This is a genomic window from Bradyrhizobium sp. BRP23, assembly GCF_020194135.1.
Taxonomy (GTDB): domain Bacteria; phylum Pseudomonadota; class Alphaproteobacteria; order Rhizobiales; family Xanthobacteraceae; genus Bradyrhizobium; species Bradyrhizobium yuanmingense.
The window spans coordinates 100,996-121,803 of sequence record NZ_JADYVW010000007.1 but is presented as its reverse complement, the minus strand read 5'-3'; the positions used below and the strand labels follow the sequence as shown (position 1 = coordinate 121,803).

Below are 20,808 nucleotides of genomic sequence, written 5' to 3'. Positions count from 1 at the left end.
ATGAACGCCGCAACCTCCTGCGACCGAACACGGCTACGCGTGCGCGTGAGTGGGGCCGTACAAGGGGTCGGCTTTCGTCCTTACGTCTATGGACTCGCTATGCGGTACGGATTGGCGGGATTTGTCATCAATGGCCCCGACGGTGTTACGATCGAGGTCGAGGGGCATCGGGCCTCGGAGTTTATCGCCACGTTGCCGCTCGAGGCGCCGCCATTGGCACGCATCGACCACATCTGCGTTCGGGAGACTGCGGCGCTCGCGGCGAAAGACTTTTCGATCGGCACGAGCGAAGGCGGCAAATTGTCAACGCAGATCGTCGCTGATGCTGCGGTCTGCCAGCAATGTCTCAGTGAGCTGTTCGATCCAGAAAATCGGCATTACCTTTACCCCTTCATCAGTTGCTGCCATTGCGGCCCACGCTACACCATCGCCGAACGGCTTCCCTACGATCGCCGCAACACCGTCATGAGGGTTTTTAGGCTGTGCGCAGCCTGCGCGGCCGAATATGGCGATCCGGAGAGCCGCAGGTTTCATGCGGAGGCGATCGCGTGTCCGACATGCGGTCCTCGGCTCAGCCATGAGATCAGCGCCATTGTCGCGGCAATCGCGGGTGGACAAATCGTGGCGATAAAGGGGCTGGGCGGATACCAGCTGCTTTGCGATGCGCGTAACCAGGACGCGGTGCAGCGTTTGCGCAGGAGAAAGCAGCGCCTTCAGAAGCCGTTCGCGGTTATGGTCGATTCGATAGAGCGCGTCAGCGAGATCGCGGAGGCGAACGTGCCCGAGCTTGCGCTGCTCGAATCCGTAGCACGTCCCATCGTCCTTCTGCCTTCGCGAAACAACCTGGCGCCCGACATAGCTCCTGGCTTGTCACGTGTGGGTGTCATGCTGCCTATAGTGCCGCTGCATCACCTCATCTTTCATGCGCTTCGCTCGGCAGGTGCATGGGCGGGGGCCGGCGCGGTCATCGTGGCTACCAGTGCCAATCTTGGCGGCGAACCGCTCCTGATCGACAACGCGCAGGCGCTGCGGCGGCTCGATGAGATCGCCGACCTTGTCGTGACCCATGACCGCGATATCCTGACGCGTGCTGATGACTCCGTGGTGTCAGTGGTGGCTGGCCGGCCACAATTCATTCGTCGTGCCCGTGGCTATGTTCCCGAACCCATCAGGCTTCCGAAGTCTGTGCCCCCCGTGCTCGCCGTCGGCGGCGCGCTGAAATCGACCATCACCATCACGCGGGACAACCAAGCGTTCGTCTCTCAGCATATTGGCGATCTGGATACGGCCGAAGGCGTTCGTGCGTTCGAGGAGACGATCCGACACCTCACATCGAGCCTTGACGTGGAGCCTGTCGTCGTCGCCCATGATCTGCATCCCGATATGGTTTCTACCCGGTTTGCGGAAGCAAATGGCCGCGAGCTGGTGGCTGTCCAACATCACCACGCACACGCTGCCGCAGTGATCGCCGAGCATGGCCATGCGGGACCTGCGCTTGCCCTGGTGCTCGATGGCCATGGCTTTGGTTCCGACGGCGGCAACTGGGGTGGCGAACTATTGTTGTGCGAAGGCCCGAGGTGCCGACGCATCGGGCACTTAGCGCCGCTGCAAATGCCTGGTGGAGATCGTGCAGCTCGCGAGCCCTGGCGCATGGCGAGCGCAGTACTACACGGGCTCGGCCGGGGTAATGAAATCGGGCCGCGCTTTGCGGCGCAAAGGCGGGCTGGATGTGTGTCGGCCTTGCTCGATCAGCCGGGCGGGCCCACCACGACCAGTGCGGGCCGGTTGTTCGACGCGGCAGCGGCGCTGCTGGGGATTGCGAGTTTGCAGAGCTATGAGGGCGAAGCGGCGATGAAGCTCGAGGCGCTGGTGGGGCGGACTGCGATTCTCGAAGCCGGCTGGACGATCGACGGCGGCGTGCTGTCGCTTCGTCCGCTGTTTGCGCAGCTGATTGCACATGACATTGACGCCGTGGGCGGAGCCGGGCTTTTTCATGGCACCTTCGCTGCCGCCTGCGTTGACTGGGTCACACGCTCTGCGCGGACAACCGGCGTTAATACTGTCGTTCTGAGCGGCGGCTGCTTCCTGAACGCGGTGCTGGCTGATGAGATCCCGCGCGGTTGCAGCGCTGCCGGCCTTACCCCGCTCGTGCCACGGCGGGTGCCGCCCAATGATGGCGGTTTGAGCCTTGGCCAGGCCTGGATTGCCGCTCTGCAGATTGCTCAACGGTCGTCCGCCAGGGAAGGAACAGCCTGATATGTGCCTTTCAGTGCCGGCAAGGATTGCGAAAATTCATCCCAACGACATGGCTACGGTGTCCATCGATGGCATCAGCCTGGAGATATCGATTGCTCTCATCGACGAGCTCGAGGTCGGCGATTGCGTCCTTGTCCATGTCGGCTATGCGCTGGCCAAGATCGATCCGACGGAAGCCAAGCGCACGCTGGAGCTCCTGCAGGAGCTAGGCAGTGCAGGAGAACGCCGATCATGAAATATGCCGACGAATTTCGCGACAAGGCCATCGCGCAGGGAATTGCGCGTGCGATTGGCGCCGAGGTCAGTTCGCAAAGAGCCTATCGGTTCATGGAATTCTGCGGCGGACACACTCATGCGATCTCCCGCTACGGCCTGGAGGATCTGCTGCCCGCGAACGTTCGCATGATCCACGGGCCCGGTTGTCCCGTCTGCGTTCTGCCCGCCAGCCGAATTGATATGGCGATCCGGCTCGTCGACCGACCAGAGGTCACTCTGTGCGTCTACGGCGACCTGATGCGCGCGCCTGGGTCGCAAGGACAGTCCCTGTTGCGAGCCAAAGCGCTCGGCGCAGACATTCGGATGGTCTACTCGACGCTCGACGCTATCCGGCTCGCCGAACAGGCGCCGAGCCGCGAGGTGGTCTTCTTTGCCATTGGATTTGAGACCACTACCCCTCCGACGGCGGTGATGATCCGGATTGCCGAGAAGAAGCGGTTGAAGGGCCTCAGCGTGTTCTGCAATCACGTGCTTACACCCTCTGCGATGCACAGCATTCTCGAGAACCCCAAAATCCGCGACACCGGCGGGGTTCCAATCGACGGCTTCATCGGGCCTGCACATGTGAGCACCATTATTGGCACGCAGCCTTACGAGCCTCTGGCGGAACAATTCGGCAAGCCGATCGTGATCGCGGGTTTTGAACCGCTCGATGTGATGCAGGCGATCCTGATGCTGGTGCGGCAGGTGAACGAAGATCGCTACGAGGTAGAGAACCAATACAGTCGTGCGGTGACGCGTGAAGGCAATCGGCGCGCCAAGGAGGAGGTATCGCAGATATTCGAACTGCGCGAGCAGTTTGAATGGCGAGGGCTCGGACTCGTCCCCAACAGCGGACTGAAGCTGAAGCAGGCTTACGCGCAATTCGACGCCGAGACGCGTTTTGCGATCCACGACCTGCGTATCGCAGACAATCCGGCATGCGAGTGCTGCGCGATCTTGCGTGGCGCCAAGCGGCCGGTCGACTGTAAGCTGTTTGGAACCGTCTGCACGCCGGAAACTCCCATAGGATCCTGCATGGTGTCATCAGAAGGCGCTTGTGCGGCGTATTGGGCCTACGGCCGAGTTCGCGATGAACAGTTGAGGCGGACGTCATGAGCGTAAAGGCTTATCAACGCAAGCTCGACATCGAGAACGGACGCGTTGATCTTTCCCATGGATCCGGGGGCCGTGCCATGGCACAGCTGATCTCCGGCCTTTTTCACCAAGCCTTTGGTAATGAATGGCTCGCCCGCTGCAATGATCAGTCCGCGTTTGACGTTGCGGCAGGCAGGATGGTGATGACGACCGACGGCTATGTGGTTTCCCCGCTGTTCTTTCCGGGCGGTAATATCGGGTCACTGGCTGTGCACGGCACGATCAATGATGTCGCGATGTCCGGCGCGCGTCCCCTCTATCTGTCGGCCAGTTTTATCATCGAGGAGGGCTTCCGGTTTTCGGATCTGAAGGCGATCGCGGATTCGATGGGCGCGGCAGCGCGCGGCGCTGGCGTTTACATCATTGCCGGAGACACCAAGGTGGTCGAGCGCGGCAAGGCCGATGGTTTGTTCATCTCTACGACCGGCATCGGGATTGTGGCCGATGGGCTCGATCTCTCCGCCGACAAGGCAAGGGTCGGGGACCGTGTGCTGGTGTCCGGTAGCGTCGGCGATCATGGGGTGGCGATCATGTCAAAACGTCAGAACGTCGCTTTTCAAACCGAGGTCGTCTCGGATTGCGCAGCGTTGCATAATCTCGTAGCGGTCATGGTTGCCGCCGGCGGTAGCAGCATCCGGGTGATGCGCGACCCGACGCGGGGTGGGCTTGCCGCGACCCTCAACGAGATTGCGCATCAATCTGACCTCGGGTTCCATCTGGAGGAAACATCCATTCCGGTGAAGCCCGCGGTTGCAGCTGCCTGCGAGCTCCTTGGTCTCGATCCGATCCATGTCGCCAATGAGGGCAAGCTCGTTGCGATCGTCGCGCCTGATTTGGCCGATGCCGTGCTTGCAGCCATGAAGGCGCACCCGCTCGGGTCCGATGCAGCTGATATTGGCGAGGCGGTGGCTGACGATCGGAAATTTGTGCAGATGGCGACCGGTTTCGGCGGCCGGCGAATCGTTGATTGGTTGTGGGGCGAACAATTGCCTCGGATCTGTTGAACACGTTGCGCATCGTCCAGTTTTTTGGAAACCAAATTTATGATCAATGGTCATTAGCCAAGCGCCATCAGCTTTGGAAACGATCCCTTCTATGGGCAAGTCTACCCAACCGGCACACTGCGACTCGGCTCTTCAAGAAGTTTCGGCGAGGCTGGATTTCGGTTGTTAGCTTTTTCACGAGCCGAGAACGCAATTCGAAACTTCATCGCGATCACGCATTTTCGACGGTTAAGCTCAGCGAGCATGGTCACTCGATCCGCTCGGCACCAGTGGGTTTGAAATCCTGCGAAGCTTGCCAAATATCGCTGAATTTCTGCGTCATTTTGACGGCTGCGTCGCAATATCCCTGCTCGCTTCCGATTAGAAAGGCGCTCCAGGTAGGGAGTTTTCAAATGAAGGTCGGAGTCCCCAAGGAAATCAAGGCGCACGAATATCGCGTCGGCCTTACCCCGGGAGCTGTCCGCGAATACGTGGCAGCGGGCCACCGCGTGATGATCGAGACCAATGCCGGCGCTGGCATTGGTGCAACCGACGACGATTATCGCAATGCTGGCGCAACGATTCTAACTTCCGCAGTTGAGGTATTCGCATCGAGCGAGATGATCGTAAAGGTTAAGGAGCCTCAGCCGTCCGAATGGTGTCAGCTGCGGGAAAATCAGATCCTTTTCACTTATCTGCATCTGGCCCCCGACCCGGATCAGGCCAAGGGCCTCCTGAAATCTGGATGCACCGCGATCGCCTATGAGACCGTAACTGATGCGCATGGTGGTCTTCCGCTGCTGGCGCCGATGAGCGAGGTCGCGGGTAGGCTTGCGATCGAAGCGGCGGGTAGCGCCCTGAAGCGGAGTGCAGGCGGACGAGGGCTGTTGATCGGTGGGGTGCCCGGTGTTCAGCCTGCCCGTATCGTGGTGATCGGAGGTGGTGTCGTTGGTACGCACGCGGCACGCATGGCGGTCGGTCTGGGCGCAGAAGTGACCATCATCGACCGTTCGATACGCCGGCTCCGCGAGCTGGACGAGCTATTCGAAGGACGCGTTCGCACCAGGTTTTCGACTATCGACTCCGTGGAGGAAGAGGTATTTGCGGCGGATGTGGTGATTGGTGCGGTGCTCGTTCCAGGTGCGAGCGCGCCGAAGCTGGTCCGCCGGAGCATGCTGAGCTCGATGCGCAAGAGGGGGGTGCTCGTGGATGTCGCTATCGATCAGGGCGGCTGCTTTGAGACATCGCACCCAACCACCCACGCTGATCCTACTTACGAAGTGGATGGCGTCATTCATTATTGCGTGGCCAATATGCCTGGGGCTGTACCGCTGACCTCGAGCCAGGCACTGAATAACGCGACGCTGCCGTTTGGTTTGGCTCTGGCCAACAAAGGTTTTTCCGCCGTGCTCGAAAATCCGCATTTGCGCGCGGGCCTCAACGTCCATCGGGGCCGACTAACTTACAAAGCGGTGGCCGAAAGCCTCGGGCTGCCCTTCTCACCGATCGAACAGGCTGCGGCCTGATCCCAGAGGCCCTTATGGGCGTTTCCTCCCTGACTTAGGCCACCCCTCGGGGTGGCTTTTTTTTGGCTCCATCGATCTGCTGACCGCCGTCGGCATAAGTGAAGGATCACCAGACGAGCGCCGGCTTCAGTCGCTCGCACGATGCGAGACAATGTACGTTCGCCCATACAGCGCATATGAATGCCGGTCTTGCCAGGTAATCGAAGGCAATTGAGAATGCGTCCCGCGGGTCCGCAGGGGACCCGCAATCACGGGCGACTTTATCTGGCGCGATCGCCGCGACCCTTTCTGGCTGGCTGTGGAACGCCGACCGGACCGGTGATGACTGCGCGGGCTGTTTATCGCGGTGCCGTCGCCGAGGCCGCCGGTGTCCCGTGACTGGGGCTTGGGGTCGACCTGATACACCGGCGGAGAACCTTGTGAAGTCGCGCGGCGCATCGATCATAGCCGCGGCACGACCACCTTAGGATGCATCGCAGGCTGGCTAACGCGGTTCACCTGATCGCTGACTGCCGAGAGATCGACCATGCGCAAACCACGGCATCGAGATCAAGCTGCTGTCATGCGCGTTGTAGGAATTGCGACACCGTGTCGAGGCGGCGACTTGCGTTATCGAAAATAGCCCAGACAAATCAAGGTTAACTGTCTGGCACAAGACTTGAAAGCAAGAAACTGTCGCGCAACTTTTGCTCATGGAATCGCAGTGATGGCCTACAAGATAATCGCATCCCAGTGCACCGTCTGCGGTGCGTGTGAGTTCGAATGTCCCAATGCCGCGATCAGCCTGAAGAACGATATATATGTGATCAATCCGACCCAGTGTACGCAATGTGAGGGGCATTTTGACGCGCCGCAATGCGTGGTCGTTTGCCCGGTGCCCGATACCTGCGTGCCGGCATAGGTGGGGTAGCCGATGAGAGGAGCTCCGGCGCGAAGCATGATGAAGAGGCTATCGTCAGCCGCCGCCGTTTGGATCCGTGTCCTGTTTCTCTCACTCGCTGGCCCAGAGTTGGCGGCGACTTGCACGATCCGCTCAGAGAGATTGCGGCGCTATCCTCGCCGGCGGGAGTTGTCGCTGCGTGAGTGGAGCGGGCAATGGTAGCCGTACAAGAGACGGTCGAGCGCGTGAAGCGCATCGACGTCGACCAGTATCGTTATGGGTTTGAGACCCTGATCGACACCGAGAAGGCTCCCAAGGGGCTGTCGGAAGAGATCGTAAAATTCATCTCACAGAAAAAGAACGAATCCGCCTGGATGCTCCAGTGGCGGCTGGAGGCCTATCGGCGCTGGCTGACCATGCAGGAGCCGACCTGGGCCCGCGTCGACTATCCCAAGATCGACTTCCAGGATCTCTATTATTACGCGGCGCCGAAGCCGAAGAAGACGGTCTCGTCTTTGGACGAGATCGATCCGGAGATCCTGAAAACCTACGAGAAGCTCGGCATCCCCTTGCGGGAAGTCGCCATGCTCGAAGGCGTCGAGCCGAAGGTCGGCGAGGAAGATCCGGCCCGGCGCAAGATCGCGGTCGATGCGGTGTTCGATTCGGTCTCGGTTGCCACCACGTTCAAGGCGGAGCTGAAGAAGGCCGGCGTGATCTTCATGCCGATCTCGGAGGCGATCCGCGAGCACTCTGAATTGGTGCAGAAATATCTCGGCTCGGTGGTTCCGACCTCGGACAATTTCTATGCGACGCTGAACTCGGCGGTGTTCTCGGACGGCTCATTCGTCTATGTGCCGCCGGGCGTGCGCTGCCCGATGGAGCTGTCGACCTATTTCCGCATCAACGAGCGCAACACCGGCCAGTTCGAGCGCACGCTGATCATCGCCGACAAGGGCTCCTACGTCTCCTATCTCGAAGGCTGCACCGCGCCGCAGCGCGACGAGAACCAGCTGCATGCCGCCGTGGTCGAGCTCGTCGCGCTTGACGATGCCGAGATCAAATATTCGACGGTGCAGAACTGGTACCCCGGCAATTCGGAAGGCAAGGGCGGCATCTACAATTTCGTCACCAAGCGGGGCGACTGCCGCGGCAACCACTCCAAGATCTCCTGGACCCAGGTCGAGACCGGCTCCGCCATCACCTGGAAATATCCGAGCTGCATCCTGCGCGGCGACAATTCCCGCGGCGAGTTCTATTCGATCGCGATCTCGAACGGCTTCCAGCAGGTCGATTCGGGCACCAAGATGATCCATCTCGGCAAGAACACGTCGAGCCGGATCATCTCCAAGGGCATCGCCGCCGGCAAGTCGCAGAACACCTATCGCGGTCTCGTCACCGCGCATCGCAAGGCGACCGGGGCGCGCAACTTCACGGCCTGCGACTCGCTGCTGATCGGCGACAAATGCGGCGCGCACACCGTGCCGTACATCGAGGCCAAGAACTCCTCGGCAACCTTCGAGCACGAGGCAACGACCTCGAAGATCTCCGAGGACGTGCTGTTCTACTGCATCCAGCGCGGGCTCAGCCAGGAAGAAGCGGTGGGCCTCGTCGTCAACGGCTTCGTCAAGCAAGTTCTGCAAAGACTGCCCATGGAGTTCGCAGTGGAGGCGCAGAAGCTAATCTCGATCTCGCTCGACGGATCCGTTGGATAACGAAACCTCCCGCGAGCCCCTCGAATGCGGCTCGCCAGACGACGCATTTCAGGGGGCAGATCAGAATGGCGCTACTCGAAATCCGAGATTTGCATCTTGGTGTCGAAGACCGCGAAATCATTCGCGGGCTGCATCTTAGCGTCCATGCCGGTGAAGTGCACGCGATCATGGGGCCGAACGGCTCCGGCAAATCGACGCTCTCGCACGTCATCGCCGGCAAGCCGGGCTATGAGATCACCGGCGGACAAATCTTGTTCAGGGGCGAGAACCTCTTGCGGATGGAGCCAAATGAACGCGCCGCCAAGGGCGTGTTCCTAGCATTCCAGTATCCAGTCGAGATCCCCGGCGTGACCACCATGAACTTCCTGCGCGCGGCACTGAACGCCCAGCGCAAGGCGCGCGACCAACAGGAATTCTCCACCCCCGAATTTCTGAAAAGAGTCCGCGAGGTGGCCGGTTCGCTCAACATTCCCCGGGACATGATCAAGCGCGGCGTCAATGTCGGCTTCTCCGGCGGCGAGAAGAAGCGCAACGAAATTTTGCAGATGGCGTTGTTCGAGCCGAGCCTGTGCATCCTTGACGAGATCGATTCCGGCCTCGATATCGACGCGCTGCGTATCGTCGCCAGTGGCATCAACGCCTTACGTTCGCCGGAACGAGCGATGATCGTGATCACTCATTATCGGCGGCTTCTCGAGCATATCGTGCCGGACATTGTGCACGTGATGTCGAAAGGGCGGGTCATGAAGAGTGGCGGCAAGGAACTCGCGCTGGAGCTCGAGGCTTGTGGCTACGCCCAATTCGAAGACGCGGCCTGACGGCTCTAGGGACTTCCCGATGAAGCAGGTTTTGGTCAAAGCCGACGCCGAACGCGCAATGGGCAATGTTTTCGCTGCGGCGCGTGGACGGCTGCCTGGTGCAGGCCCTGTCCCCCAAATACGGGCGAGAGCATTCGAGGTCTACGAGCGTACCGGCCTCCCGCATCGGCGCATGGAGGATTGGAAATACACAGATCTGCGCGCCCTGATCAGCGAGGTGCTGCCACTCGCTCCGCGGCCGGATGCGGAGGCGCTGGTGCGCGCAAAGGTCTCGGTCAAGCAAGTGGCTGCCGATCAGGCGGTCAAACTGGTTTTGGTGGATGGCATATTCGCGCCGGAGCTATCCGATCTCGGCAGGCTGGAAAACGAAGTCGTTGTGCGGTCGCTGCGAGAGGTTCTGGAGAACTCGGCTACTGGGGGCATGGCCGGTCTGGTGCTGTCGACGACGAGCGACTCGGCGATCGCGCTCAACGCCGCAATGGCGACAGATGGCTTGGTGATTACGGTCGCCGACGGCAATGCGGTGGAGCGTCCAATTCAAATCGTTCACGTCGCAACCGGACTGTCGGTGTCCACCTTTACACGTTGCTATCTGCAACTCGGTAAAGGAGCGCATGCGGCCATCGTAGAAAGTTTCGTCCCGGCTGAACGCGCGAGTGGCTATCAAGCCAACGATGCGATAATCGCCCTGGTTGGTGACGAGGCGAGCCTTTCGTATATCCGCGTGGCAGCTGCTGCCTCTGACGCCGTGAACATCTCGTCGGCGATCATCGCAGTCGGCGCCAGGGCTAAGCTCGACCTCTTCAGCATGACCTGCAGCGGCTCCATCAGCCGCTATCAGGGATTCATCACGCTGGCCGGCGAGGGAACCAAGCTCTCGGCGAATGGGGTTAATCTCATCAGGGACAAGCTCCACGCGGACACAACGGTCGTGGTCGACCACGCCATGCCACATTGCACCAGTCGGGAGAAGTTCCGCGCGGTCGTAGACGATTGCGGTCGCTCGGTGTTTCAGGGCCGAATTATCGTTCGTCCCGCCGCCCGGAAAACGGACGCCACCCTGACGACGCGAGCGTTGCTCCTATCCGACCAGGCCGAGGTCGACAACAAGCCGGAACTCGAAATCTTGGCCGACGACGTGACCTGCGGCCACGGAGCGACATCGGGTGCGCTGGACGACACTCTCGTGTTCTATCTGCGCGCCCGGGGGCTATCAGAGAAGGATGCGCAGATGTTGCTGATTAAAGCGTTCGTTGGCGAGTCGATTGAGGAGATCACTTCCGAGAATCTGCGCGATTTTGTGACGGCGCAAGCTGAACACTGGCTAAAGGCGGGGCGATGAGCGCACATACCGCCGTGAGCAATGGCATTTACGAGGTCAACCGTCTGCGTACAGACTTTCCTGCGCTCGCCATGACGGTGTACGGCAAGCCGCTTGTTTACCTCGATAACGCTGCATCCGCGCAAAAGCCCAACGCGGTGCTTGACCGTATGACGCAGGTGTACTCCAGCGAATATGCCAACGTTCATCGCGGCTTGCACTACCTCGCTAACGCGGCGACGGAGGCGTATGAAGACGCCCGTGCCAAGGTGGCGCGGTTTGTGAACGCGCATTTAAACGAAGAGATCATCTTCACCCGGAGCGCCACGGAGGCAATCAATCTGGTGGCGCAGACGTTTGGCCGTGAACGCATTAGCGCGGGTGATGAGATCGTTCTCTCGATTATGGAACACCACTCCAACATTGTGCCATGGCACCTTCTCAGGGAACGACTCGGTGCAGTGATCAAATGGGCCCCAGTGGATGATGACGGAAACTTTTTGCTCGATGATTTTGAGCGACTGCTGACCCCGCGCACCAAGATGGTTGCAATCACACAAATGTCGAACGTGCTCGGCACGGTGTTGCCGGTGAAAGACGTGGTGAGGATCGGGCATGCTCGTGGTATCCCGGTGCTGGTCGACGGCTCGCAAGGATGCGTCCATCTGAGCGCCGACGTCTGCGACATTGATTGCGATTTCTACGTCATGACGGGCCACAAGCTCTATGGTCCGACGGGGATCGGTGTGCTTTACGGCAAGTCTGAGCATCTGGCATGGATGCCGCCCTTCAATGGCGGCGGGGAGATGATCCGCGACGTCTCGCGTTCCGGCGTCATTTATGGTGATCCGCCACATCGCTTCGAAGCGGGTACGCCGCCGATCGTCGAAGCCATCGGTTTAGGGGCGGCTATCGATTACATCAACTCAATAGGCAAGGTGCAAATCCGCAGGCACGAGCGCGCACTGCTCGCTTACGCGCAGGAGAGGCTGACGGACATCAACTTCGTGCGCATGATCGGGACCCCGGCCGAGAAGGGGCCGATCATTTCCTTTGATATGAAGGGTACGCATGCCCATGATATTGCTACCGTCGTCGACCGCGCTGGTGTAGCGATGCGGGCGGGGGCCCATTGTGCGATGCCGCTGCTCAAGCGCTTCGGCGTGCTGGCGACGTGCCGTGCGTCACTCGGACTTTACAATACACGTGAAGAGATTGATGTGCTCGTGCGTGCGCTTATCAAGGCGCGGCAGCTGTTATCGTGATCGGCGAGCCTACGACGCCGGGTGGCGAGGCAGCTCGCATTGAGATCTGGAGCATGAGGTCATGCACCTCATCGTCATCGTAGCACGTAAGCACCTGTAGATCTCAGCAGGCATAGATAGCATTGGCGAGCCTGTGTAGGCCACTCGGCCTTGCAGCCGGTCTTCCTGTTCGGCCGCTTTCGGCGAGCGCCGATTGCAGAGTATTGCGATCGCGGACACGCTCGAGTATTGGGCGGGCAATTTCACCCATAACCAGCCCTTGTTCCATTTCGAACAGGGCCAAGCCAAGAGTTCTCTGCCCAAAGCGTGATGTCGGGTTCGCAACAACACCCCCTATCACCGCACGAGGCGCGCTAAGCGATTTTGATTGCTCTGTTTTTTGTGCTCACGAGATGCTGGCATGCTGGTTGCAGAAGTCTTGGCAAGAAGCCGCCCTCGCAACAGCTAACCTTTGAAGGACATCAGATGAGTCTCGCCACGACCCAGAGCATCGCAGAAATCAGGGCTCGCAACAAAGAGCTGATCGAGGAGGTGCTGAAGGTCTATCCGGAGAAAACCGCGAAACGGCGTGCCAAGCACCTCAACGTTCACCAAGCCGGCAAATCAGACTGCGGGGTGAAGTCCAACATCAAATCCATACCCGGCGTGATGACGATCAGAGGCTGCGCCTATGCAGGGTCAAAGGGGGTGGTCTGGGGACCGATCAAGGATATGGTTCATATCAGCCATGGCCCGGTCGGCTGCGGTCAGTATTCGTGGGGCTCGCGACGCAACTATTACGTTGGCACGACGGGCATCGATAGCTTCGTGACCCTGCAGTTCACCTCCGACTTCCAGGAAAAGGATATCGTATTCGGTGGCGACAAAAAGCTGGTCAAAATTCTTGACGAAATCCAGGAGCTGTTTCCACTCAACAACGGCATCACGATCCAATCGGAATGCCCGATCGGATTGATCGGTGACGACATCGAGGCCGTGTCAAGAGCGAAATCCAAGGAATATGGCGGCAAGACCATCGTGCCGGTCCGTTGTGAGGGCTTTCGGGGTGTGTCGCAGTCACTAGGCCACCACATTGCCAACGACGCGGTGCGCGATTGGATTTTCGACCAGCTCGAGCCGGATGGCAAACCAAAGTTTGAGCCGACGCCGTACGATGTTGCGATCATCGGAGACTACAATATCGGCGGCGACGCCTGGTCATCACGAATTCTGCTGGAGGAGATGGGCCTGCGGGTGATCGCGCAGTGGTCCGGCGACGGTTCTCTGGCTGAGCTCGAGGCAACCCCGAAAGCAAAGCTCAACATTCTGCATTGCTACCGTTCCATGAACTACATCTCACGCCACATGGAAGAGAAGTTCGGTATCCCTTGGTGCGAGTATAACTTCTTCGGACCTTCAAAGATCGCAGAGTCTCTGCGCAAGATTGCGGGCTATTTCGACGACAAGATTAAGGAAGGCGCCGAGCGGGTGATTGAAAAGTACCAGCCGCTGGTGAACGCTGTGATCGCAAAATATCGCCCGCGCCTGGAGGGCAAGACGGTGATGCTGTACGTCGGCGGGCTCCGTCCGCGTCATGTGATTGGTGCATACGAGGACCTCGGGATGGAAGTCATTGGCACCGGATACGAGTTCGGTCACAACGACGACTATCAGCGCACAGCTCAGCATTACGTAAAGGACAGCACGCTCATCTACGATGACGTCAATGGCTATGAGTTCGAGCGCTTCGTCGAAAAGCTCCAGCCTGACCTCGTCGGCTCGGGTATCAAGGAAAAGTACATTTTCCAAAAGATGGGTGTGCCGTTCCGGCAGATGCACTCCTGGGACTATTCGGGCCCATATCACGGCTATGACGGCTTTGCGATCTTTGCGCGCGACATGGACATGGCGATCAACTCGCCGGTCTGGAAGAAAACGAAGGCCCCCTGGAATCAAGCTTCGAGGGCGAAGCTCCTGGCTGCTGAATAAATCAACTTATCTCGCTCTTTGGGAAAGCCGGGGCGACACCAACCTCGATAGTGAAGGATTTCAACAATGGCGCAGAGTGCCGAACACGTGCTCGATCATCTCGAGCTGTTCCGCGGTCCAGAATACCAGCAGATGCTGGCTAAGAAGAAGATATTCGAGAATCCTCGCGATCCCGCCGAGGTCGAGCGTATCAAGGAATGGACAAAAACGGCCGAATATCGCGAGAAGAACTTTGCGCGGGAGGCGCTAGCGGTAAATCCGGCCAAGGCATGCCAGCCGCTTGGCGCCGTATTCGCCTCTGTTGGCTTTGAGGGCACGCTGCCCTTCGTCCACGGCTCTCAAGGTTGCGTGGCTTACTACCGCAGCCATCTGTCGCGGCACTTCAAGGAGCCTAGCTCCTGCGTCTCTTCGTCGATGACGGAAGACGCTGCCGTATTTGGCGGCCTGAACAACATGATCGACGGGCTCGCGAACAGCTACAACATGTACAAGCCCAAGATGATTGCGGTCTCGACGACCTGCATGGCCGAGGTGATCGGCGATGACCTCAACGCCTTCATCAAGACGTCGAAAGAAAAAGGCTCGGTTCCGGCAGACTTCGACGTGCCATTCGCCCACACGCCAGCGTTCGTCGGCAGCCACGTTACCGGTTATGACAATGCGCTCAAGGGCATTCTGGAGCATTTTTGGGACGGTAAGGCCGGAACAGCGCCGAAGCTGGAGCGCAAGCAGAACGGGGCGATCAACATCATTGGTGGGTTCGATGGCTATACCGTCGGAAACCTTCGCGAGATCAAGCGCATCTTGGCGTTAATGGACATCCAGCACACGATTCTAGCGGACAATTCTGACGTTTTCGATACTCCGACAGACGGCGAGTTCCGGATGTATGACGGAGGCACGACCCTGAAAGATGCGGCCAACGCGGTTCACGCCAAGGCGACAATCTCCATGCAGCAGTGGTGCACCGAAAAAACGCTGCCATTCGTGGCTGAGCATGGACAGGACGTCGTATCCTTCAACTACCCCGTGGGCTTATCGGCAACGGATGACTTTATCCTGGCGCTGTCACGCATCAGCGGCAAGGAGATTCCCGAGCAACTCGCGCGAGAACGTGGCCGCCTGGTCGACGCGATCGCTGACTCCAGCGCGCATATCCATGGCAAGAAGTTCGCGATCTATGGCGATCCGGATCTTTGCTATGGGTTGGCTGGGTTTCTGCTCGAACTCGGCGCCGAACCGACCCATGTGCTGTCCACCAACGGCAACAAGGCGTGGCACGAAAAAATGCAGGTGCTGCTTGCAAGCTCGCCATTTGGGCAGGGCTGCCAAGCCTATCCGGGCCGAGATCTCTGGCACATGCGCTCACTCCTGTTCACCGAGCCAGTCGATTTTCTGATTGGCAACACCTATGGCAAGTATCTGGAGCGCGATACTGGAACGCCACTGATCCGCATCGGCTTTCCCGTTTTTGATCGGCATCATCATCACCGCTCCCCCCTGTGGGGCTATCAGGGCGGCTTGAATGTGCTGGTGAAGATCCTGGACAAGATCTTCGATGAGATGGACAAGAAGACAAACGTTCTTGGCAAAACTGACTACAGTTTCGATATCATTCGTTGATGAGCGACCGTGCGCGTGCCATCGCCAAAGCACTTGAAATGACACAAGCACACGAGGGTTGACCACGCAATTAGTTTGCGCTGAGAGGAAAAAGGATGAATTCACTAGCGGCCACGCTCCAGAATATTTTCGACGAGCCGGGCTGCGCCAAGAACGGCAGTAAGTCGGAGGCTGAACGCAAGAACGGCTGCACCAAACAGCTGCAGCCGGGTAGCGCTGCCGGCGGCTGCGCTTTCGATGGCGCCAAGATTGCGTTGCAGCCGTTCACCGACGTCGCTCACTTGGTGCATGGTCCGATCGCGTGCGAAGGAAATTCCTGGGACAATCGCGGCGCGGCGTCGTCCGGCGCGAATCTGTGGCGCACTGCATTCACAACCGATTTGAGCGAAACCGATATTGTATTCGGAGGCGAGAAGCGGCTCTGCAAAGCGATCAAGGAGATCATCGAGAAGTGCGACCCGCCCGCCATCTTCGTCTATCAAACCTGTATTCCGGCGATGATCGGCGACGACATCAACGCAGTCTGTAAGGCAGCATCTCAAAGGTTCGCAAAGCCGGTGATCCCGATCAATTCGCCGGGCTTCGTCGGCTCGAAGAACCTCGGTAACAAGCTCGCCGGCGAGGCCTTGCTCGAGTATGTGATCGGGACGCAAGAACCGGACTATACCACGCCGTATGACATCAACCTGATCGGGGAATACAACCTTTCGGGAGAGCTCTGGCAAGTGAAGCCATTGCTAGACGAGCTTGGAGTACGGATTCTCTCCTGCATCTCCGGGGATGGCAAATATCGCGAAGTCGCGTCATCTCATCGCGCGCGGGCGGCGATGTTGGTGTGCTCAAAGTCCATGATCAACGTCGCACGCAAGATGGAGCAACGCTACGGGATCCCGTTCTTCGAGGGGTCGTTCTACGGTATTCAAGATTCGAGCGAATCGCTGCGTCAGCTTGCCCGCTTATTGGTTGAACGCGGCGCGCCGACAGATCTGCTCGGGCGCACCGAAGCAGTGATCGCGCGCGAGGAAGCGTGGGCGTGGGCTGCGATAGAGCCGTACAAGCCGCGATTCGAAGGTAAGAAGGCCTTGTTGATTACCGGCGGCGTCAAGTCGTGGTCGGTCGTTGCGGCACTCCAGGAAGCAGGGCTTGAATTAGTCGGAACCAGCGTCAAGAAATCAACCAGGAAGGACAAGGAGCGCATCAAGGAGCTCATGGGGCAGGATGCCCACATGATCGAGGACATGACGCCGCGCGAAATGTATAAGATGTTGAAGGACGCAAAAGCGGACATCATGCTATCGGGCGGCAAGTCGCAGTTCGTCGCGCTGAAAGCGGCGATGCCCTGGCTCGATATCAACCAGGAGCGTTGCCACGCCTATATGGGCTATGTCGGAATGGTCAAGCTGGTGGAGGAGATCGATAATTCGCTCTCCAGTCCGATGTGGGAGCAGCTACGTCGACCGGCACCATGGGAAGCATTGGCCAAGGCGATGGTGCAGATACAATCGCCGATGGCCGCGATCGCCCGCGATCCGGCGCTCGCCGAAACCGCGCGCCGCGCGAGGAAGATCTGCGTGTGTAACAGAGTCGATTTGGGCACGATTGAGGATGCAATCTATGCGCACGGCCTGAAGAGCGTCGCAGCGGTCAGAGAGCATACCAATGCGGTCGGTGGCTGCTGCCAAAGACGCATCGAAGATATCTTGGTGTCCGAACCATCTGCCATGCGACAGGCCGCAGAATAGCGAGGCGTCATGGCAATCGTCACGGCGCCGACAAAAGCGTGCGCTGTCAACCCGCTGAAGATGAGTCAGCCGATCGGCGGCGCATTCGCGTTCATGGGGCTGCGCGGGGCGATGCCGCTTCTGCACGGCTCCCAGGGGTGCACATCCTTCGGTCTCACGCTCTTTGTCCGGCATTTCAAAGAGGCAGTACCGCTGCAGACCACCGCGATGAGCGAGGTCGCGACCGTACTCGGCGGCTATGAGAATCTCGAGCACGCTATACTGAACATCTATAACCGAACCAAGCCAAAGATCATCGGAATCTGCTCGACCGGTATCACCGAGACCAACGGCGACGATGTGGATGCCTACCTCAAGCTAATCCGGAGCAATCATCCGCAACTCGCAAAGTTGCCACTGGTGTATGTCTCGACGCCGGATTTCAAGGGCGCGTTCCAGGACGGCTGGGAAAAGGCTGTGGCGCGCATTGTGGAGGTGCTGGTGGAAGGGCCCAACGCCAGCGGCCTGCGGGATCCATCGAAGGTGAATGTTCTGCCGGGATGTCACCTCACGCCCGGCGACCTTGATGAACTCCGTGTCATACTGGAGGATTTCGGGTTGATCCCGTCCTTCCTCCCTGATCTGGCGGGATCGCTCGATGGGCATATCCCCGATGAGTTTACGCCAACGACCATCGGCGGCATCAGCGTCGACGAAATTGCGAGCATGGGCCGCGCCGGGTGGACAATTGCGATCGGCGCGCAGATGCAGCGGGCGGCAGAGGTCATGCAGGGCAAGACCGGCGTGCCTTTTCGTGTCTTCGAGCGGTTGTGTGGCCTGTGTCCGAATGACGAATTCATGACGTTCTTGAGCGAGATCAGCGGTCGCCCCATACCGTTGAAGTATCGGCGCCAGCGCGGTCAGCTCGCCGATGCAATGCTGGACGCGCACTTCCATATTGGCGGTCGCAAAGTTGCGATCGGCGCTGAGCCAGACCTCCTGTTCGATCTATCCGGCATGCTCCACGATATGGGCGCGCAGGTGACGGCGGCCGTGACGACCACTCAGTCGGGGGTGATCGAGCGGATTAAGACCAAGGAGGTACTCATTGGCGATCTCGAGGATCTGGAAGGGCTTGCCAAAACAAAGCATTGCGACCTGCTGATCACGCACTCGCATGGCAGGCAAGCGGCTGCTCGGCTGAAAGTCCCGTTCTATCGTACGGGTTTTCCGATGTTCGACCGACTTGGTGCGGGACACCAACTATCCGTGGGCTATCGTGGTACCCGCAATCTGGTCTTCGATATCGCCAATCTCGTGATCGCGCATCGTGAGGAGAACGATCGGCCTACGCCCGACAAATGGCGAACTGCGGCCGGATCGCCGCGATGCTCGGGATATCGCAGTTCCACCGGCGCAGCTGAGAGGTCGAGTGCATGAAGGTCGCGTTTGCCACTCAGGACCTGAAACGCGTCGATGCCCATTTTGGTTGGGCAAAGAATATCGCGATCTACGATGTCACGCCTAGCGGGCACGTGTTTCTCAAAGCGGTTGAGTTTGAGGGCGATCTAAAGGAAGACGGCAACGACGACAAGTTGGCGCCCAAGATCGACGCAATCAAGGATTGCGCAATCCTTTACGTCGGCGCCATTGGCGGTGCTGGGGCTGCGCGAGTGGTCGCCAACAAGATCCATCCTATCAAGGTGAACAAGCCAGAAAGCATTCTGGTGTTGCTCGAGAAACTCGAGCGCGTACTGAAGGGCACGCCACCTCCCTGGCTACGCAAGGCTATGGCAAAAGACCGACGGCGAACCTTCGAGTTCGACGAATGAGGTGATATGACCGCTAAAATAGAGCAGCAGGGAAACGCCGCCGACGCGCCGTTCCTCGTGGAGTTGATCAAGGTTTGGCGTGCTCAGGACACCAACGGAGCCTTGGAGGCGAGGAGCGATCTCGATCTGCTCGAACTCTATATTCTGGACAAGGAGAAACGGCGCGCATTGCCGATTATCGGTGATCCTGATCCCGATCCACTGTGGCGGCTTAAGCTTTTCTTCGATGCGGTCGCGCTCTCGATCGAGAGGGAGACCGGCGCGATGACCCAGCCGATTCTGGATCTGCATCATGAAGGATTCGCCCGCATGGTGCTCATCTCAGGCCGTCTGATCGCCGTGAACAAGCAGCTGCGCGATGTGTATCGCTTCGGATTTGATAGTTTGGTGAAGCTCGCGCAGCAGGGCGACAAATGTGTCAGCGACGGAATCGGCCTGATTCGGAAATTTCCGGACGTGGCGAACTATTGGGGATATTCATGAGCGATCGTGAAACACTGAAGGCCGAACTAAGGAAAGTGTCCGCCAAGGCGATACAGGCCAAGCTGGATCTGCACGACCTTTCGGAAGAATTGCCCATCAACTGGACCTCGATCATGGTGGTCGCGCAGAAGGCGTACGATGCTTATGCCGAACTTGAGCGCGAGAGTCTCGCCTTGAAGGCGCTAGAGAATACTTAAAAGGGGCAATGCATGTCGTTCCAAACACGAGACGGACGCGACTGGACGCCACAATACTTGATCACGATCGATGCAAAGAAATGCATCGGCTGTGGCCGCTGTTTCAAGGTGTGCGGTCGAGATGTCATGACTTTGAAAGGAATCGGTGAGGGAGGCGAACTTGTCGACCTCGACGACGAGGACGATGAGATCGAAAAGAAAATTATGGTTCTGAATGATCAAGGCGCCTGCATCGGCTGCGGTGCATGCGCCAGGGTTTGCCCGGCCAACTGCCAGACGCACACTTTGGCGGTACCTGAAGCAGCGTGAGCGAACACACTCGTCCTGTTGTGGCAGGCGAGATATACGTGAGGCAAGGCGCAATTGTGATCAGGTGAACTCAGGTGAGGACGGCATGCCAGAAGGATGTCGACCAAGCATCGAATAGCAAGATCGAGCGGCGAAAGCGTAAGCATTACCGAGGCGATGGTTGGCGCCTCGGGCTATGTCATGCCGGCATAATATCCGTTGCTCACGAACCACTCGTCCCCAAGGTTCGCGTATTCGTAGGAGGCGAGCTGCGCCTCGCGCCGCACTAGGTGGATTGAAGCCTGTCATGATTGAGGCCGAGGAGTCTACTTTGAAAGGCAGTTAGCCACTACATCTGGCGATTTGATCCGAGCGGATCCTGTGCATGTCTGCTTGCGGATCAGGAGAAGCTTATGTTCCCGCCGCGCCGCCGATCGTGGACAATGGTGTCTGCCTAGATGGTCGATTCTACAGGGACGGGATGCGCCGGGAACACCTTAGTTGGTCTTTTGCACACGCCCA

18 protein-coding genes are annotated in these 20,808 nt (G+C 58.9%); all 18 read left to right on the top strand.

Annotated features, from left to right (window positions below; all coding sequences use genetic code 11):
* The 18 genes from hypF to fdxB all read left to right on the top strand — a co-directional run bounded on the left by hypF (position 1) and on the right by fdxB (position 20,307).
* Entirely contained in the window at positions 1-2,256 is a 2,256-nt protein-coding gene (hypF, locus tag I6F24_RS20475; protein WP_225129607.1) for a carbamoyltransferase HypF, read from the top strand.
* Between the two features lie 49 nt (positions 2,257-2,305).
* Entirely contained in the window at positions 2,306-2,491 is a 186-nt protein-coding gene (locus tag I6F24_RS20470) for a HypC/HybG/HupF family hydrogenase formation chaperone (RefSeq protein WP_306469171.1), read from the top strand.
* On the top strand, positions 2,488-3,630 hold the full coding sequence (gene hypD, locus I6F24_RS20465; protein ID WP_225129604.1) for a hydrogenase formation protein HypD: 1,143 nt from the start codon (positions 2,488-2,490) through the stop codon (positions 3,628-3,630). Before I6F24_RS20470 ends, hypD begins: the two co-directional genes overlap by 4 nt.
* The gene (gene hypE, locus I6F24_RS20460; protein ID WP_225129602.1) at positions 3,627-4,673 is read left to right on the top strand and encodes a hydrogenase expression/formation protein HypE; all 1,047 of its coding nucleotides are present in this window, start codon (positions 3,627-3,629) and stop codon (positions 4,671-4,673) included. Before hypD ends, hypE begins: the two co-directional genes overlap by 4 nt.
* Before the next feature lie 392 nt (positions 4,674-5,065).
* Entirely contained in the window at positions 5,066-6,178 is a 1,113-nt protein-coding gene (gene ald, locus I6F24_RS20455) for an alanine dehydrogenase (RefSeq protein ID WP_225129650.1), read from the top strand.
* Between the two features lie 706 nt (positions 6,179-6,884).
* Positions 6,885-7,079, top strand: coding sequence for a 4Fe-4S binding protein (locus I6F24_RS20450; RefSeq protein WP_225129601.1), 195 nt, complete (start codon positions 6,885-6,887; stop codon positions 7,077-7,079).
* Positions 7,080-7,273: 194 nt separating this feature from the next.
* The gene (gene sufB / locus I6F24_RS20445; RefSeq protein ID WP_225129599.1) at positions 7,274-8,770 is read left to right on the top strand and encodes a Fe-S cluster assembly protein SufB; all 1,497 of its coding nucleotides are present in this window, start codon (positions 7,274-7,276) and stop codon (positions 8,768-8,770) included.
* A 65-nt stretch (positions 8,771-8,835) separates the two neighbouring features.
* Entirely contained in the window at positions 8,836-9,588 is a 753-nt protein-coding gene (sufC, locus tag I6F24_RS20440) for a Fe-S cluster assembly ATPase SufC (RefSeq protein WP_225129597.1), read from the top strand.
* Positions 9,589-9,607: 19 nt separating this feature from the next.
* Entirely contained in the window at positions 9,608-10,930 is a 1,323-nt protein-coding gene (gene sufD, locus I6F24_RS20435) for a Fe-S cluster assembly protein SufD (protein WP_225129595.1), read from the top strand.
* Positions 10,927-12,174 carry a cysteine desulfurase gene (locus tag I6F24_RS20430; protein ID WP_225129593.1) on the top strand — a complete coding sequence of 416 codons (1,248 nt, stop codon included), beginning with the start codon at positions 10,927-10,929 and terminating at the stop codon, positions 12,172-12,174. Before sufD ends, I6F24_RS20430 begins: the two co-directional genes overlap by 4 nt.
* Positions 12,175-12,639: 465 nt before the next feature.
* Positions 12,640-14,142, top strand: coding sequence for a nitrogenase molybdenum-iron protein alpha chain (gene nifD, locus I6F24_RS20425; protein ID WP_225129591.1), 1,503 nt, complete (start codon positions 12,640-12,642; stop codon positions 14,140-14,142).
* 66 nt (positions 14,143-14,208) lie between these two features.
* Complete coding sequence (nifK, locus tag I6F24_RS20420; protein ID WP_225129590.1) at positions 14,209-15,765, top strand: nitrogenase molybdenum-iron protein subunit beta; 1,557 nt, start codon at positions 14,209-14,211, stop codon at positions 15,763-15,765.
* Between the two features lie 95 nt (positions 15,766-15,860).
* Complete coding sequence (nifE, locus tag I6F24_RS20415; protein WP_225129588.1) at positions 15,861-17,507, top strand: nitrogenase iron-molybdenum cofactor biosynthesis protein NifE; 1,647 nt, start codon at positions 15,861-15,863, stop codon at positions 17,505-17,507.
* Between the two features lie 9 nt (positions 17,508-17,516).
* A complete protein-coding gene (gene nifN, locus I6F24_RS20410; protein WP_225129586.1) occupies positions 17,517-18,926 on the top strand; it encodes a nitrogenase iron-molybdenum cofactor biosynthesis protein NifN in 1,410 nt (469 codons plus the stop codon).
* Positions 18,923-19,318 carry a nitrogen fixation protein NifX gene (gene nifX, locus I6F24_RS20405; RefSeq protein ID WP_225129584.1) on the top strand — a complete coding sequence of 132 codons (396 nt, stop codon included), beginning with the start codon at positions 18,923-18,925 and terminating at the stop codon, positions 19,316-19,318. Before nifN ends, nifX begins: the two co-directional genes overlap by 4 nt.
* 6 nt (positions 19,319-19,324) lie before the next feature.
* On the top strand, positions 19,325-19,801 hold the full coding sequence (locus tag I6F24_RS20400) for a NifX-associated nitrogen fixation protein (protein WP_225129582.1): 477 nt from the start codon (positions 19,325-19,327) through the stop codon (positions 19,799-19,801).
* Positions 19,798-19,998 carry a CCE_0567 family metalloprotein gene (locus tag I6F24_RS20395; protein WP_225129580.1) on the top strand — a complete coding sequence of 67 codons (201 nt, stop codon included), beginning with the start codon at positions 19,798-19,800 and terminating at the stop codon, positions 19,996-19,998. Before I6F24_RS20400 ends, I6F24_RS20395 begins: the two co-directional genes overlap by 4 nt.
* Positions 19,999-20,010: 12 nt before the next feature.
* Entirely contained in the window at positions 20,011-20,307 is a 297-nt protein-coding gene (gene fdxB / locus I6F24_RS20390; protein ID WP_225129578.1) for a ferredoxin III, nif-specific, read from the top strand.
* The last annotated feature ends 501 nt before the right edge of the window (positions 20,308-20,808 follow it).